Raw genomic sequence first — 16355 nt, forward strand, 5'->3', positions numbered from 1 at the left:
TGTGCGAAATTTGATTCTTGTTGGACCGATGGGCGCTGGAAAAAGCACCATCGGCCGTTTGCTGGCCAAAGAGCTGCGCCTGCCATTCAAAGACTCCGATAAGGAAATTGAATTGCGCACGGGCGCCAATATCCCGTGGATCTTCGATAAGGAAGGCGAACTGGGCTTTCGTGACCGCGAGCAGGCGATGATCGCCGAGCTGTGCGGCTGCGATGGCGTGGTATTGGCCACCGGCGGCGGCGCGGTGATGCGCGAAGAGAATCGCCGGGCGCTGCATGCCGGCGGTCGCGTGGTTTACCTGCATGCATCTGTCGAGCAGCAGGTGGGCCGTACCGCGCGTGATCGCAATCGCCCGTTGCTGCGCACCGCCGACCCGGCCAAAACCCTGCGGGACCTGCTGACGCTGCGTGACCCGCTGTATCGGGAAATCGCCGATCTGGTGGTGGAAACCGATGAGCGGCCGCCACGAATGGTCGTTCTCGACATTCTTGAGCGCCTGGCGCAGTTGCCTCCCCGTTAAAGCCAGGGCCGAAATGCGCTATTCTCGGCGGCGCGTCATGACCGTCCGAGTTATGGCGTAGAGCCATTAGGCAGCGTCGGGGCCCGACGTTGCCGACAACGTTAATGTAGGGCGATACGCCTGCTTTCATCTTCAACGCGGGGACACATGCAGACACTTAAGGTCGATCTTGGCGAGCGCAGCTACCCGATCCATATTGGCGAAGGTTTGTTGGACCTGCCCGAGTTGCTCGCACCGCATATTGCCGGGCGACAAGTGGCGATCATCTCCAACGAAACGGTCGCGCCGCTGTATCTTGAGCGTCTGAGCCGCAGCCTTTCGGCGTACTCGGTGATCTCGGTGGTATTGCCCGACGGCGAAGCCTTCAAGACCTGGGAAACCCTGCAACTGATCTTTGATGGCCTGCTGACCGCCCGTCATGACCGTCGCACCACCGTGGTGGCGCTGGGTGGCGGTGTGATCGGCGACATGGCCGGCTTTGCGGCTGCCTGCTACCAGCGCGGCGTGGACTTCATCCAGGTGCCAACCACGTTGCTGTCCCAGGTTGATTCGTCGGTAGGAGGCAAGACCGGTATCAACCACCCGATGGGCAAGAACATGGTCGGCGCGTTCTATCAGCCGAATGTAGTGCTGATCGACACCGCAACCCTCAATACCTTGCCGCCCCGCGAGCTGTCGGCGGGCCTGGCAGAAGTCATCAAGTACGGGCTGATCTGCGATGAACCCTTCCTGACCTGGCTCGAAGAGCATGTTGACGCCTTGCGCGCCCTGGACCAGGTGGCGCTGACTGAAGCGATTTCCCGTTCCTGCGCCGCCAAGGCGTTGGTGGTGAATGCCGACGAGCGTGAGTCCGGCGTGCGCGCCACCTTGAACCTCGGCCATACCTTCGGCCATGCGATCGAGACCCACATGGGCTATGGTGTGTGGTTGCATGGAGAGGCCGTAGCGGCTGGCACGGTGATGGCACTTGAGATGTCGCAACGCTTGGGCTGGATCAGCGCCCAGGAGCGTGATCGCGGGATCCGCCTGTTCCAGCGCGCCGGGTTGCCAGTCGTCCCTCCCGAGGAGATGACCGAGGCAGATTTTCTCGAACACATGGCAATAGACAAGAAAGTGATCGACGGTCGACTGCGACTGGTGCTGTTGCGCCGAATGGGCGAAGCGGTAGTGACCGACGATTATCCGAAAGAGATTTTACAGGCCACGCTGGGAGCGGATTACCGCGCCCTGGCCCAGCTTAAAGGTTAATAAGATCCCGATGACTAGTTTGCATGCCGACGAGGCGTTCCTCGGCCATTACCAGTTAAACCACGACCCTTTTGCTCCACGGGTGCCTGGTTTCAAATTTTTCCCTGCGCAACGCAAGCCGGTGCTGGGGCAATTGCACCACCTGGCGCGCTACAGCCAGTTGCTGCTGGTGGTCACCGGCCCTCTGGGCAGCGGCAAGACCTTGCTGCGCCAGGCGCTGGTAGCCAGCACCAACAAGCAATCGGTGCAGAGCGTGGTGGTTTCCGCCCGGGGTGCCGGTGATGCAGCAGGTGTGTTGCGCCAAGTGGCCCAGGCCCTGGACGTGTCCACCGCCGAGCCGAACGCAATCCTCAAGCAAGTGGTGCAACTGGGCCTGACCGGCCAGGAAGTCTACCTGCTGGTGGACGACGCCGAGCAGCTCGACGAATCCGCCCTGGAAGCGTTGCTGGCCCTGGCGGCCGGTACCCCGGAAGGCCGCCCGCATGTGTTCCTGTTTGGCGAATCGTCACTGATCGCCGAGCTTGAGCAGATCAGCGGCGAGCAGGAGCTGTTCCACGTCATCGAGTTGCAGCCGTACGAAGAAGAAGAAACCCGCGAATACCTGGCCCAGCGGCTTGAAGGCGCAGGGCAGGGCATCGAACTTTTCTCTGCTTCGCAGATCTCTGATATTCACGAAAGCTCCGACGGCTGGCCTGGCACCATCAACCAGGTTGCCCGGGATGCGATGATCGAAGCCATGATTGCCAGCCGTTCAGCGGTTAAGCGTCCAAAGATGGGGTTTACTATGCCGAAGAAGCACGTATTGGCAATTTCTGCCGTTGTCGTGGTTGCCGTCGCCGCCGCCTGGTTGATTCCAGGTCGCAGCAAGGCCCCGACCACCGCTGGCGCGCCAACCGAACAGGCGCAGTTGCCACTGGGCAAACCAACACCGAACGTAGAGTTTGCCAACTCCGGCCAGCCGACCAACCTGCCGATGGTTGGCCAGCCTGTGATGCGCGGCCCTCTGGCTGAAGCAGCAGGCGGCATCAACGAAGGCGACGACGGCGTACCGGTCGAAGGTTCCAGCGCCACACCGCCGACCGTCACCACCACTGCACCACCGGCTGGCGTGCCAGCGGGCCAACCGGCTGCCAAGCCGACGCCTGCACCGGCCCAGGTGGCCACCGCCAAGCCGGCGCCTGTTGCCAAGCCTGCAGCTCCAGCACCTGCGGCCAAACCGGCGCCTGCCGCCAAGCCTGCTGAAAAGCCTGTGACCGTGGCCAAGGCCGGCGCTACCGGCAGCAGCTGGTACACCAGCCAGCCTACCGGCAACTTCGTGGTGCAGATCCTTGGCACCAGCTCCGAAGCCAACGCCCAGGCGTTTGTGAAAGAGCAGGGCGGCGAGTACCGTTATTTCAAGAAAGTGCTCAACGGCAAGCCTCTCTTCGTGATCACTTACGGCAACTTCTCCAGCCGTGCAGCAGCTGAATCCGCTATCAAGGCCTTGCCAGCGAAGGTCCAGGCTGGTAAACCTTGGCCTCGCACTGTGGCCAGCGTTCAACAAGAACTGGCAACAACTCGCTGAAGAACCGGCGGCCTTACCCAGGCCGCCCTCTTGGCACCTCAAAAAAAAACAGCACAGCGTGCAGCCCTGAAGGCCGCGCGCTTTGTGGTGTCTGCGTCACACTAGCTTTTGAGTCGTAGCGGTCAGAATTAAAAAAGTTTTGACTAGCACAGCATATCGCTTTAAACCTTTCATAAATGCGACATAGATTTGCGACATTTCGTCGCTAAATTTGTGAGCGTCTGTGTCGGTGTGTACAATGACCTCCCTTTTGCCCCCGCTAAGCCGGCGTACGTTCGGCGTGGAAGGTAACCGGTTGAATTGAAAAGAAATTTGCCTCGAAAAAAGAGGCAGCCTGGTGAGAAAGTGTCTATGAAAGCAGGTCTGTACCAACCCGATGAATTCAAGGATAACTGCGGTTTCGGCCTGATAGCCCATATGCAGGGCGAGCCCAGTCATACCCTTTTGCAAACGGCCATCGAGGCCCTGACCTGCATGACCCACCGCGGTGGGATCAACGCCGACGGCAAGACCGGTGACGGTTGCGGCTTGCTGATTCAAAAGCCCGACCAGTTCCTGCGCGCAGTCGCCAAGGAGCATTTCGACGCCGATTTGCCCAAGCAGTACGCCGTGGGCATGGTGTTCTTCAACCAGGACCCGGTAAAAGCCGAAGCCGCTCGCGAGCACATGAACCGCGAGATCCTGGCCGCCGGCCTGCAACTCGTCGGCTGGCGCAAAGTGCCGATCGACACCAGCGTACTCGGCCGCCTGGCCCTGGAGCGTCTGCCACAGATCGAACAAGTGTTCATCGCAGGCGACGGCCTGAGCGACCAGGACATGGCGATCAAGCTGTTCACCTCGCGTCGTCGCTCGTCGGTGTCCAACGCCGCTGACACCGACCACTACATCTGCAGCTTTTCGCACAAGACCATCATTTATAAAGGCCTGATGATGCCGGCGGATTTGACCGCCTTCTATCCAGACCTTAAAGACGAGCGCCTGCAAACCGCGATCTGCGTGTTCCACCAGCGCTTCTCTACCAACACCTTGCCGAAATGGCCGCTGGCCCAGCCATTCCGTTTTCTCGCCCACAACGGCGAGATCAACACCATCACCGGCAACCGCAACTGGGCTGTGGCCCGTCGCACCAAGTTCGCCAACGACCTGATGGACCTGGAAGAGCTCGGCCCGCTGGTCAACCGCGTGGGTTCCGACTCCTCCAGCATGGACAACATGCTCGAACTGATGGTCACCGGCGGCATCGACCTGTTCCGTGGCGTGCGTATGATCATTCCGCCAGCGTGGCAGAACGTTGAAACCATGGACCCCGACCTGCGGGCGTTCTATGAGTACAACTCGATGCACATGGAACCGTGGGACGGCCCGGCCGGCGTGGTAATGACCGACGGTCGCTACGCCGTGTGCCTGCTCGACCGTAACGGCCTGCGCCCGGCGCGTTGGGTGACCACCACCAACGGCTTCATCACCCTGGCGTCGGAAATCGGCGTGTGGAACTACCAGCCGCAAGATGTGATTGCCAAGGGCCGCGTAGGTCCTGGCCAGATCCTGGCCGTGGACACCGAAACCGGTCAGATCCTCGACACCGACGCGATCGACAACCGCTTGAAGTCCCGTCATCCGTACAAGCAATGGCTGCGCAAGAATGCCCTGCGCATCCAGGCGACCATGGAAGACAACGACCACGGTTCGGCCTTCTATGACGTGGACCAGCTCAAGCAGTACATGAAGATGTACCAGGTCACCTTCGAAGAGCGTGACCAGGTACTGCGCCCACTCGGCGAGCAAGGCTACGAGGCCGTTGGCTCGATGGGCGATGACACGCCGATGGCCGTGCTGTCCCAGCGCGTGCGCACGCCGTACGACTATTTCCGCCAGCAGTTCGCGCAGGTGACCAACCCGCCGATCGACCCGCTGCGTGAAGCCATCGTGATGTCGTTGGAAGTGTGCCTCGGTGCCGAGCGCAACATCTTCCAGGAGTCGCCTGAGCATGCTTCGCGCGTGATCCTCAGCTCGCCCGTGGTTTCCCCGGCCAAGTGGCGCTCGTTGATGACCCTGGATCGCCCAGGCTTCGACCGCCAGATCATCGACCTGAACTACGACGAGAGCCTCGGCCTTGAAGCTGCTGTGCGCAACGTCGCCGATCAGGCTGAAGAAGCCGTGCGTGCCGGTCGCACCCAGATCGTGCTGACCGACCGTCATATTGCCCCGGGCAAGCTGCCGATCCACGCTTCGCTGGCCACCGGCGCGGTGCACCACCGCCTGACCGAAAAGGGCCTGCGTTGCGACTCCAACATCCTGGTTGAAACCGCCACTGCCCGCGACCCGCATCACTTTGCGGTGTTGATCGGCTTCGGCGCTTCGGCGGTGTACCCGTTCCTGGCGTACGAAGTCCTCGGCGACCTGATCCGTACCGGTGAAGTCCTGGGCGACCTCTACGAGGTGTTCAAGAACTACCGTAAAGGCATCACCAAGGGCCTGCTGAAGATCCTGTCGAAGATGGGCATCTCCACCGTCACGTCCTACCGTGGCGCTCAATTGTTCGAAGCCATCGGCCTGTCGGAAGAAGTCTGCGAGATGAGCTTTCGTGGCGTGCCGAGCCGCATCAAGGGCGCACGTTTCGTCGACATCGAAGCCGAGCAGAAAGCCCTGGCCGCCGAAGCCTGGAGCGCGCGCAAGCCGATCCAGCAAGGTGGCCTGCTGAAGTTCGTCCACGGTGGCGAATACCACGCCTACAACCCGGACGTGGTCAGCACCCTGCAAGCCGCCGTGCAGCAGGGCGACTACGCCAAGTTCAAGGAATACACCGCGCTGGTGGATAACCGCCCGGTGTCGATGATCCGCGACCTGTTCAAGGTGAAAACCCTGGACACGCCGCTGGCCATCAGCGAGATCGAACCACTGGAATCGATCCTCAAGCGTTTCGACTCCGCCGGTATTTCCCTGGGCGCCTTGTCGCCTGAGGCCCACGAAGCCCTGGCCGAAGCCATGAACCGCCTGGGTGCGCGTTCCAACTCCGGCGAAGGCGGTGAAGACCCGGCGCGCTACGGCACCATCAAGAGCTCGAAAATCAAGCAGGTCGCTACTGGCCGCTTTGGTGTGACCCCGGAATACCTGGTGAACGCCGAAGTGCTGCAGATCAAGGTCGCCCAAGGCGCCAAGCCGGGTGAAGGTGGGCAACTGCCAGGCGGCAAGGTCAATGGCCTGATCGCCAAGCTGCGTTATGCGGTGCCGGGCGTGACGTTGATTTCGCCGCCGCCGCACCACGACATCTACTCGATCGAGGATTTGTCGCAGCTGATTTTCGACCTCAAACAAGTCAACCCGAAGGCCCTGGTCTCGGTGAAACTGGTAGCAGAAGCCGGCGTGGGCACCATCGCCGCCGGTGTGGCCAAGGCCTATGCCGACCTGATCACCATCTCCGGCTACGACGGCGGCACCGGCGCTTCGCCGCTGACCTCCATCAAGTACGCCGGTGCACCGTGGGAACTGGGCCTGGCGGAAACGCACCAGACCCTGCGCGGCAACGACCTGCGCGGTAAGGTCCGGGTGCAAACCGACGGTGGCCTGAAAACCGGCCTCGACGTGATCAAGGCCGCGATCCTCGGCGCCGAAAGCTTCGGCTTCGGCACCGCGCCAATGATCGCCCTGGGCTGCAAATACCTGCGCATCTGCCACCTGAACAACTGCGCCACTGGCGTGGCCACCCAGAACGAGAAGCTGCGCAAGGACCACTACATCGGTACCGTCGACATGGTGGTGAACTTCTTCACCTACGTCGCCGAAGAAACCCGTGAGTGGCTGGCCAAGCTGGGTGTGCGTTCGCTGGAAGAGCTGATCGGCCGTACCGACCTGCTGGACATCCTCCAAGGCCAGACCGCCAAGCAACAGCACCTGGACCTGACGCCGCTGTTGGGCAGCGATCACATCCCGGCCGACAAACCCCAGTTCTGCCAGGTTGAGCGCAACCCGCCGTTCGACAAAGGCTTGCTGGCCGAGAAGATGGTCGAGATGGCTGTATCGTCTATCAATGATGCGAGCGGTGGCGAATTCGCCCTGGATATCTGCAACTGCGACCGCTCCATCGGCGCACGCATCTCCGGCGAAATTGCATGCAAGCACGGCAACCAGGGCATGGCCAGGGCGCCGATCACCTTCCGCTTCAAGGGCACCGCTGGCCAGAGCTTCGGCGTATGGAACGCCGGTGGCCTGAACATGTACCTCGAAGGCGACGCCAACGACTACGTGGGCAAGGGCATGACCGGCGGCAAGCTGGTGATCGTCCCGCCGGTGGGCAGCGTCTACAAGACTCAAGACAGTGCCATCATCGGTAACACCTGCCTGTACGGCGCAACCGGCGGCAAGCTGTTTGCAGCCGGTACGGCCGGTGAGCGTTTCGCAGTGCGTAACTCCGGTGCCCACACCGTGGTTGAAGGCACCGGCGATCACTGCTGCGAGTACATGACCGGTGGTTTTGTCGCGGTGCTGGGCAAGACCGGCTACAACTTCGGTTCGGGCATGACCGGCGGTTTCGCCTATGTGCTGGACCAGGACAACACCTTCGTCGACAAGGTCAACCACGAGTTGGTGGAGATCCAGCGGATCAGCGGCGAAGCGATGGAATCCTATCGCAACCACTTGCAGCATGTGCTGGACGAATATGTCGAGGAAACCAACAGCGAATGGGGTCGTAACCTCGCTGAAAACCTTGATGACTACCTGCGCCGTTTCTGGCTGGTCAAACCCAAGGCTGCCAACCTGAAATCGTTGCTTTCCAGCATCCGTGCCAACCCGCAGTGATATGCGCCTGAAGAGTTTGATGAGGTTTTAACATGGCTGAACGTCTGAATAACGACTTCCAGTTCATCGATGTCGGGCGCAAAGATCCGAAGAAGAAACTGTTGCGTCAACGCAAGAAAGAGTTCGTGGAGATCTACGAACCCTTCAAACCCCAACACTCGGCCGACCAGGCCCACCGCTGCCTGGGTTGCGGTAACCCGTATTGCGAATGGAAGTGCCCGGTGCACAACTTCATTCCGAACTGGCTCAAGTTGGTGGCCGAGGGCAACATCCTCGCCGCCGCCGAGCTGTCGCACCAGACCAACACCCTGCCGGAAGTGTGCGGCCGGGTGTGCCCGCAGGATCGTCTGTGCGAGGGTGCGTGCACCCTTAACGACGGCTTCGGCGCAGTGACCATCGGTTCGGTCGAGAAGTACATCACCGACACCGCGTTCGCCATGGGCTGGCGCCCGGACATGTCCAAGGTCAAGCCGACCGGCAAGCGTGTCGCGATCATCGGTGCCGGGCCTGCTGGCCTGGGCTGTGCCGACGTGCTGGTGCGTGGCGGCGTGACCCCGGTGGTGTTCGACAAGAACCCGGAAATCGGTGGCCTGCTGACCTTCGGCATCCCCGAGTTCAAGCTGGAAAAAACCGTACTGAGCCATCGTCGCGAAGTCTTCACCGGCATGGGTATCGAGTTCCGTCTCAATACCGAAATCGGCAAAGACGTGACCATGGAGCAACTGCTTGAAGAATACGATGCCGTGTTCATGGGCATGGGCACCTACACCTACATGAAGGGCGGCTTTGCCGGTGAGGACCTGCCGGGCGTGCATGACGCGCTCGACTTCCTGATCGCCAACGTCAACCGCAACCTGGGCTTTGAAAAGTCGCCGGAAGATTTCGTCGACATGAAAGGCAAGAAGGTCGTGGTGCTGGGCGGTGGTGACACCGCGATGGACTGCAACCGCACGTCGATTCGCCAGGGCGCCAAGTCGGTGACCTGTGCGTATCGTCGTGACGAGGCCAACATGCCGGGCTCGCGCAAAGAGGTGAAGAACGCCAAGGAAGAAGGCGTGAAATTCCTCTACAACCGCCAGCCGATCGCCATTGTGGGCGAGGACCGTGTCGAAGGCGTGAAAGTGGTCGAGACCCGTCTCGGCGAACCGGACGCCCGTGGCCGTCGCAGCCCTGAGCCGATCCCGGGTTCCGAAGAGATCATCCCGGCGGACGCCGTGGTCATCGCCTTCGGTTTCCGCCCAAGCCCGGCACCGTGGTTCGAGCAGTTCGAGATCCAGACCGACAGCCAGGGCCGCGTAGTAGCCCCGGAACAAGGCCAGTACAAGCATCAGACCAGCAACCCGAAAATCTTCGCCGGTGGCGACATGGTTCGCGGTTCTGACCTGGTGGTAACCGCGATCTTCGAAGGGCGCAATGCCGCAGAAGGGATCCTGGATTACCTGCAGGTCTGATCATGCGCTCAAATGTGGGAGCTGGCTTGCCTGCGATGCAGGCAACTCGGTCTGTCAACCAGACCCAGTTGATGCTATCGCAGGCAAGCCAGCTCCCACACAAACCTCATTTCACATTGGGGTTTGTGCTGCCACTCATTGCGACAAATTGACCCGATAGACAAAAGGCACGGCTCTTGCCGTGCCTTTTGCGTCGCGCTCTGAGAAAATGCCCGCACTTTTTTTGCGGATGCCGACATGACTGCCCTCAAGAACGACCGTTTCCTTCGTGCCCTGCTCAAGCAACCCGTGGACGTCACCCCTGTGTGGATGATGCGCCAGGCCGGTCGCTACCTGCCGGAATACCGCGCCAGTCGCGCCCACGCCGGCGACTTCATGAGCCTGTGCATGAACCCTGCGTTCGCCTGCGAAGTCACCATGCAACCGCTGGACCGCTATCCACAGCTGGATGCGGCCATCCTGTTCTCCGATATCCTGACCATCCCTGACGCCATGGGCCAGGGCCTGTACTTCGAAACCGGCGAAGGCCCGCGTTTCAGGAAAGTCGTCAGCACCCTGGCCGACATCGAAGCCTTGCCGATCCCTGATCCGCACAAAGACCTGGGCTACGTGATGGACGCCGTCAGCACCATCCGCCGCGAGCTCAATGGCCGCGTGCCGCTGATCGGCTTCTCCGGCAGCCCATGGACCCTGGCCACCTACATGGTCGAAGGCGGCTCGTCGAAAGACTTCCGCAAGACCAAGGCCATGCTCTACGACAACCCGCAAGCCATGCACCTGTTGCTGGACAAGCTGGCGCAGTCGGTCACCTCCTACCTCAACGGCCAGATCATGGCCGGCGCCCAGGCGGTACAGATCTTCGACACCTGGGGCGGCAACCTGTCGGCGGCGGCGTACCAGGAATTTTCCCTGGCCTACATGCGCAAAATCGTCAGCGGCCTGATCCGCGAACATGAAGGCCGCAAAGTGCCAGTCATCATGTTCACCAAGGGCGGCGGCCTGTGGCTCGAAAGCATCGCCGACGCCGGTGCCGACGCGTTGGGGCTGGACTGGACCTGCGACATCGGCGAAGCCCGTCGCCGCGTAGGCAACAAGGTGGCGCTGCAAGGCAACATGGACCCGACCGTGTTGTACGCCAAGCCGGAGGCCATTCGCACTGAAGTCGGTCGCATCCTCGCCAGCTACGGCAAAGGCAGCGGTCACGTGTTCAACCTTGGCCACGGCATCACCCCGGAGGTTGATCCGGAGCACGCCGGCGCGTTCCTGCGGGCGGTGCATGAGTTGTCGGCGCAGTATCACGAGTGATAACAGCCTGATAAAAAACGCCCGGCTTATGCCGGGCGTTTTTGTGTTGGTTTTTAGTAGCTGAGAAGTTGTTCAGCGTAGCGTGCGATGATGTGATCGAAAGGTTTTTGGTCGCAGATGTCTGTCGAGCGAATTGCGCGAACAAGGCGAGTTAGGTCTTCCTCGCTGGTCTGTGTGATGAACTCGTCGTCGAATAGAAGGCGGATTACGTTCTGACGACGATTATTCAAATAAGCAATGTCTAGCGCCAAGACCTCAATCATTTTCGAAGCGGCTAGGTCTTCAGAGTTTGCTGGTTGAATTTCGCCGGTTCTCAGATAACGGAAGCGCAGCTCACATCGTTCATCCATTGGAGAGATATGGTGCGCTTCGTCAAACCAGTTACCTTTGCGATGGCCGCAGTGCAATGGGCTGCCGGGTTTTGTTTCGCGCAAGCAAGAGGCATGGAGATTCTGATACTCCAATGACAGTTCTTCGAACTGTTCTTGAGGTCTGAAATGCTCGATATGGCTGTTGGAAGCCTCTATTTCTCTACCGCAGTAGCAGCAAAAGAAACCTTGTTCGAGCAGCAGGTTGTTGTGAAGGGCGCGTTTTTGCGGGTTTTGCAGTGTTGAATAGGTTGGGTTCCATTCATCGCTTGCTGAGTTTTTCCATTCTGTAAATGAAGCCGGTTCAGCTCCTTTGAGCACTCGCTTCATTTTCCGAGGATCTCCTTGCGCCTCATCAGTGCTTCGGCTCCTGCAAATTCTGGGAGGTCAGGTGCTTTTTTCTTCAACGCCTCAAGTTGAATTTTTGCTTTTTTGAGGTCGTTATCCTCCAGCGTGGAAAACAATTCTGAGAGCAGTTTTTCAATTTCTGGCTCGCGTTGTGTAACGCCCATGACTTCCTCCAGCACGCTGCTGGAGTCGAGACCATATGTAACTCGTGGGTGGGATGCACTACCGTTGTTCAGAACGATAACTTCTTCGGGATTCAGGCTTCCGATGATTTGTGGTGAGTGGCTTGCTGCGATGAACTGAACTTTGGGAAACGCTTCTTTCAGTGCTGGAACAATGCCGCGCTGCCAAGCCGGGTGAAGGTGTATGTCCAGTTCGTCGATGATGACCACGCCTGAAGTATTTTTCAGGACGTCTTTCCCCATGTGCGGATTGAGGATACACATTCGGCGGGCGATGTCTGCGATTAGGGCGACTAATCCGCGCTGGCCATCACTCAATTCGTTGAATGGTAAGAAGCCATAGCCCTCCAGATTGACAAGAAGGCTTCTGAGAGGAAGGTCGTAATAAATGCCAGTTGAGTTTGGTAAGGCGGACTTTAGCGCTGTGTTAATCCAGCAGAGTTCATCGTCAAAGACCGACATAATATTGGACGAGAGATGTACGGACTGGAGTTGCTCTAGAGTCTTTCCAATAAGCCAGCTTTCAAAGTCTTTAATGTCCGCAGCTGCGTCATACCAATTTTTATAGCCGTCTAATCTCGATACTTTTTGTGTGGCAGAAAACTCGGCGGATACATTTGCTGTGGTCCAGCGACGATTGGCTTGATAGAACGACAGTAAAGGTAGATCTATAGTCTTGCTTTCATTCATTTCATCAATTTTTTGATGAATGGCGGCTACGAGCTCTGAGTCAGGATAGGCATACTCGTCACCCCTTTGCTTTTTTCTCGACCAAGAGCGATTTCCGAATATGTGCCCGTCCGCCTCAAGAAAAATAGGATACTGGCGTTCGAAGCGAATTCGTCCGTTGTAGTTATTGATGATAAAACGGGCGTCTTTCTCGTTTAGCGTGTCTTGATTCACCCCAGTCGAGGTGGCGAAGTCCTCAAAAATGGCAGCCACCGCCTGCAACAACGAAGTCTTCCCACTCCCGTTAACCCCCACCACCAGATTGAAACCCGGCTGAAAGTCGAAAGTGGCATCTTCGTAACAACGAAAATTCTGAATATGAAGCTGGTCCAGGCGCATTCTGGCTTTCCTTTACCAAGAGTAACGAATGCCGTCAGTGTACCTTGGCTCGCTAGAAGCGCCAGAGGCGCAGGTGTTACGAGCTTTTGGCTTCCTGCAGCGGCGGTAACTTCGCCAGCTTCAATGCCACCAGCAACGCAACGATCAACAGCACGACGATAAACCCGCCTATCCCGTTCCATCCCGCGTAGTGCCAGAAGAAACCACCCGCCGTCCCCGCAATGCTCGACCCCAGGTAGTAGCTGAACAGGTACAGCGACGACGCCTGCCCCTTGGCTTTCAGCGCCCTGCGGCCAATCCAGCTGCTGGCCACCGAGTGGGCGCCGAAGAAGCCGAAAGTGAAGATCAGCATGCCGGGCACCACCAGCCACAGGGGCGTGAACAGCGTCAGGGCGATGCCGCCGAGCATCAGCACGATGGTGCCCCACAGCACGCGACGACGGCCCAGGCGGTCGGCCAGGGAGCCGATTTTCGCCGAGCTGTAGATGCCCGAGAGGTACACCAGCGACAGCAGGCCGACCACGGCCTGGCTCAAGTCGTACGGCTCGGCCAGCAAGCGGTAGCCAATGTAGTTGAACATCGTGACGAAGCTGCCCATCAGCACGAAGGCTTCGAGGAACAACCACGGCAGGCCGGCATCCTTGAAGTGCAGGGTGAAGCCATCAATAAGGCTGCGCGGGCGCAGGGAGCTGGCGCGGAAGTTGCGCGATTCGGGGAGGATTTTCCAGAACACCGTGGCCGCAATCAGCGCCAGGGCGCCGATGATCAGCATCGCGGTGTGCCAACTCACGAAGTCGATCAAGACGCCGATGATCAAACGCCCGCTCATGCCGCCAATGGCGTTACCACCGATGTACAAACCCATGGCCAGGCCGATGTGTTGCGGGTGGATCTCTTCGCTCAGGTAGGTCATGGCCACTGCCGCCAGGCCGCTGAGGGACAGGCCCACCAGGGCGCGCATCAGCAGGATACCTTCCCAGCTCGGCATCAGGCCGCTGGCGATGGTGGCCAGCGCGGCGCAGAACAGCGCAGCGACCATCACCGGCTTGCGTCCCAGGGTGTCGGAAATCGGCCCGGTAATCAGCAGGCCAATGGCGAGCATGCCGGTGGCCACCGAGAGGATCAGGCTGCTTTGCGCGGCATTGATGGAAAATTCGTGGGACAGCGCCGGCATCATCGGCTGTACGCAGTAGAGCAGGGCAAAGGTGGCGAAACCACCGGAAAACAGCGCCAGCACCGTGCGCATGAACATCGGGGTGCCTTTTTCGATGTACTGCTCGTTGAGCTGCGCCACCACGTCATCGAGGGCGGTGGGCGGTACTTCTTGAGCGAGCGGAGCGACAGCAGATTTCACGCGGGACCTCGGGGAGGAAAGGCTGCCAGGGCTGGCAATGGAAAAAGAATATAGCTCGCTAATGATTCTTTCCAATATATTGTTCGACCTGTTTAAGAGGTTTTACGACCTAATGAGGTTTTCATGGAATTGCGCCACCTGCGTTACTTCATTGCCGTGGCTGAAGAGCTGCATTTTGGCCGCGCTGCGCAGGTGCTGGGCATTTCCCAGCCACCACTGAGCCAGCAGATCCAGGCGCTGGAGCAGGAGATTGGAGCGCGGTTATTTGAGCGTACCAATCGTCGGGTCGAGTTAAGCGAGGCGGGCAGGCTGTTCCTGCAAGAGGCGCGTTTGGTGCTGGCGCAAGTGGATAAAGCAGCGGACGTGGCGCGCCGGGCGCAGTTGGGGGAGCTGGGTGAGTTGAAAATTGGCTTCACCTCTTCTGCGCCGTTCAACTCCAGCATCCCACAGGCGATCTTCGCGTTTCGCCAGGCATTCCCGGCGGTGCATCTGAATTTGCAGGAGATGAGCAGCACGCAAGTCGCCGAGTCGCTGGTGGATGAGTCGATACAGGTGGGGCTCATGCGGCCGTTGCCATTGTCTGACTCGCTGAGTGTCGTGGAGTTGATGCGCGAGCCTTTGGTGGCCGTGCTGAACGCCGATCATCCGTTGGTGGAAGGCAGCGAGCGCGGTCTGCACCTGGCGCAATTGGCCGAAGAGCCGTTTGTATTTTTCCCGCGCACTTATGGCAGCGGCTTGTATGCCCAATTGCTGAACCTGGCGCGGGATGCCGGCTTCAGCCCGCACTTTGCCCAGGAGGCTGGGGAGGCGATGACCATCATCGGCCTGGTGGCAGCGGGGTTGGGTGTTTCGGTGCTGCCGGCGTCGTATCAGCGGATCCGCATTGATGGCGTGGTTTACCGCACCTTGCTGGATCAGGAGGCGGTGACGGCGGTGTGGCTGGTGCAGCGCAAGGGCCAGCAAACGCCGATGGCCAAGGCGTTTGTGGAGCTGTTGACGCGCAAGGCGGCGGTGTAGCCGCGATCACATATCAGGTAACGGAACCTTCTTAGTGGTTTGCAGTGGATTTGCGCAGAATCGCTTCTTTCTTAAGCGAGTGACATGGATGACACTTCTCTACCAGCCGAAAGAAGGCAGTGTGCTGATTTGTGATTTTCGGGGATATGAGGTGCCGGAGATTATCAAGATCAGGCCCGTTATCGTGATACGCAAACACCGAACGAATAAGCTGTTGGTAACGGTAGTCCCGTTAAGCACTACAGCACCGCAGACGTTGCTTGAGCACCACTTGCAGCTCGAAAGCCACCTGCAGGGAGCTAATCCGGTCTGCTGGGCGAAGTGCGACATTGTTGCCACTGTCAGTCTTGGCAGGCTTGATCGAATCAAGAGTAAAGACCGGCATGGAAAACGAACTTACAAAATCGCGGAGCTTTCCAGTGAGCAGTTTTCAGCGATAAAAGCGGCGGTGCGCAGTGCGCTGGGATTGTAGCGAGGGGCCAACTGTCAAAGACAGGCGCTTTGCCACCGATTGCCGGGTGCAGGTTTTCAGGCATACTGGCCGAGTTCCCGAAAGGGGCTTGTGAGACTCTGAGGATCCTGGGCAACCAGCCATCGCAGAGCCAGGCAGGAACCGGCGATGACAAGCCAACCTGTTTGTGAAGAGGGCGCCGAAAGGCGCCCTTTGTCGTTTCTGGTATTTCAGTTTTGCTTCGAAGTCCCGGTCTGCTGGAACAACTGCGCCGCCGACCCGGTGTCACTCACCCCATTGGTGCGCAATGCCGCCAGAATGTCCCGGTCCAGCATGCTCACCCAACGGTTGTAGTTGCGGTGAATCTTGCCGTCCTTGTAGCCCAGGTCGCGGCTGTCGCGGTAGGTGATGGCGTAGTGGGTGGCGGTGTAGCGGATGTCGATTTCAGCGTGGTACTGGTTGCGCACGTTGATCTCGGCCTGGACCAGTTGCGGGCTCAGGCGCTGGACCACCCATTCGCGTTTGTTCAAGGCCGCCACGATGGTTTGCTTCATTTTTTCTTCGTTGACCTGCGGGTTCGTCGGCAAGTCGTGCTGGGGGTTGAGCACCGGTTTGTTGGTGCAGCCAGCGGTGGTGAGCAGGGCCAAAGCGACCAGTGTTGCGCGTAGCAGGGAAGACATTC

Annotated in this window: 12 protein-coding genes; 8 read left to right on the forward strand and 4 right to left on the reverse strand. The window is 59.4% G+C overall.

Annotated features, from left to right (window positions below; translation table 11 throughout):
* Position 1: 1 nt before the first annotated feature.
* The 6 genes from aroK to hemE all read left to right on the forward strand — a co-directional run bounded on the left by aroK (position 2) and on the right by hemE (position 10885).
* The gene (gene aroK, locus RGV33_RS02020; RefSeq protein WP_322142896.1) at positions 2-520 is read left to right on the forward strand and encodes a shikimate kinase AroK; all 519 of its coding nucleotides are present in this window, start codon (positions 2-4) and stop codon (positions 518-520) included.
* A gap of 147 nt (positions 521-667) precedes the next feature.
* A complete protein-coding gene (gene aroB, locus RGV33_RS02025) occupies positions 668-1768 on the forward strand; it encodes a 3-dehydroquinate synthase (protein WP_322142897.1) in 1101 nt (366 codons plus the stop codon).
* Positions 1769-1778: 10 nt separating this feature from the next.
* Positions 1779-3332 carry an SPOR domain-containing protein gene (locus RGV33_RS02030; protein WP_322142898.1) on the forward strand — a complete coding sequence of 518 codons (1554 nt, stop codon included), beginning with the start codon at positions 1779-1781 and terminating at the stop codon, positions 3330-3332.
* Between the two features lie 351 nt (positions 3333-3683).
* Positions 3684-8129, forward strand: a complete 4446-nt coding sequence (gene gltB / locus RGV33_RS02035; protein WP_322142899.1) for a glutamate synthase large subunit — start codon at positions 3684-3686, stop codon at positions 8127-8129.
* 32 nt (positions 8130-8161) lie between these two features.
* A complete protein-coding gene (locus RGV33_RS02040; RefSeq protein WP_322142900.1) occupies positions 8162-9580 on the forward strand; it encodes an FAD-dependent oxidoreductase in 1419 nt (472 codons plus the stop codon).
* Between the two features lie 237 nt (positions 9581-9817).
* On the forward strand, positions 9818-10885 hold the full coding sequence (hemE, locus tag RGV33_RS02045; RefSeq protein WP_322142901.1) for a uroporphyrinogen decarboxylase: 1068 nt from the start codon (positions 9818-9820) through the stop codon (positions 10883-10885).
* Between the two features lie 53 nt (positions 10886-10938).
* Here the strand turns inward: hemE and RGV33_RS02050 are convergent, their stop codons facing one another.
* From RGV33_RS02050 to RGV33_RS02060, 3 genes are all read right to left on the reverse strand, one after another.
* The gene (locus RGV33_RS02050; RefSeq protein WP_322142902.1) at positions 10939-11583 is read right to left on the reverse strand and encodes a retron system putative HNH endonuclease; all 645 of its coding nucleotides are present in this window, start codon (positions 11581-11583) and stop codon (positions 10939-10941) included.
* Positions 11580-12851, reverse strand: a complete 1272-nt coding sequence (locus tag RGV33_RS02055) for an AAA family ATPase (protein ID WP_322142903.1) — start codon at positions 12849-12851, stop codon at positions 11580-11582. Before RGV33_RS02055 ends, RGV33_RS02050 begins: the two co-directional genes overlap by 4 nt.
* A 76-nt stretch (positions 12852-12927) precedes the next feature.
* Positions 12928-14148: an MFS transporter gene (locus RGV33_RS02060; protein WP_416152103.1), complete on the reverse strand. Its 1221-nt coding sequence runs from the start codon at positions 14146-14148 to the stop codon at positions 12928-12930.
* A 180-nt stretch (positions 14149-14328) separates the two neighbouring features.
* Here RGV33_RS02060 and RGV33_RS02065 point away from each other — a divergent pair, with 180 nt between their 5' ends.
* A complete protein-coding gene (locus tag RGV33_RS02065; RefSeq protein WP_322142905.1) occupies positions 14329-15222 on the forward strand; it encodes a LysR family transcriptional regulator in 894 nt (297 codons plus the stop codon).
* Positions 15223-15310: 88 nt separating this feature from the next.
* Positions 15311-15694, forward strand: a complete 384-nt coding sequence (locus RGV33_RS02070; RefSeq protein WP_322142906.1) for a type II toxin-antitoxin system PemK/MazF family toxin — start codon at positions 15311-15313, stop codon at positions 15692-15694.
* A gap of 209 nt (positions 15695-15903) precedes the next feature.
* Here RGV33_RS02070 and RGV33_RS02075 read toward each other — a convergent pair whose 3' ends face one another.
* Positions 15904-16353, reverse strand: a complete 450-nt coding sequence (locus RGV33_RS02075; protein ID WP_322142907.1) for a hypothetical protein — start codon at positions 16351-16353, stop codon at positions 15904-15906.
* Positions 16354-16355: the final 2 nt, after the last annotated feature.

The organism is Pseudomonas sp. Bout1 (assembly GCF_034314165.1).
Lineage (GTDB): Bacteria > Pseudomonadota > Gammaproteobacteria > Pseudomonadales > Pseudomonadaceae > Aquipseudomonas.

What these genes read in the sequence shown, in the direction of transcription:
- RGV33_RS02065 (WP_322142905.1), top strand. Translation starts at nt 14,329, where the DNA reads ATGGAATTGCGCCACCTGCGTTACTTCATTGCCGTGGCTGAAGAGCTG.
- gltB (WP_322142899.1), top strand. Translation starts at nt 3,684, where the DNA reads ATGAAAGCAGGTCTGTACCAACCCGATGAATTCAAGGATAACTGCGGT.
- RGV33_RS02040 (WP_322142900.1), top strand. Translation starts at nt 8,162, where the DNA reads ATGGCTGAACGTCTGAATAACGACTTCCAGTTCATCGATGTCGGGCGC.
- aroB (WP_322142897.1), top strand. Translation starts at nt 668, where the DNA reads ATGCAGACACTTAAGGTCGATCTTGGCGAGCGCAGCTACCCGATCCAT.
- RGV33_RS02075 (WP_322142907.1), bottom strand. Translation starts at nt 16,353, where the DNA reads ATGTCTTCCCTGCTACGCGCAACACTGGTCGCTTTGGCCCTGCTCACC.
- RGV33_RS02030 (WP_322142898.1), top strand. Translation starts at nt 1,779, where the DNA reads ATGACTAGTTTGCATGCCGACGAGGCGTTCCTCGGCCATTACCAGTTA.
- RGV33_RS02070 (WP_322142906.1), top strand. Translation starts at nt 15,311, where the DNA reads ATGACACTTCTCTACCAGCCGAAAGAAGGCAGTGTGCTGATTTGTGAT.
- RGV33_RS02055 (WP_322142903.1), bottom strand. Translation starts at nt 12,851, where the DNA reads ATGCGCCTGGACCAGCTTCATATTCAGAATTTTCGTTGTTACGAAGAT.
- RGV33_RS02050 (WP_322142902.1), bottom strand. Translation starts at nt 11,583, where the DNA reads ATGAAGCGAGTGCTCAAAGGAGCTGAACCGGCTTCATTTACAGAATGG.
- hemE (WP_322142901.1), top strand. Translation starts at nt 9,818, where the DNA reads ATGACTGCCCTCAAGAACGACCGTTTCCTTCGTGCCCTGCTCAAGCAA.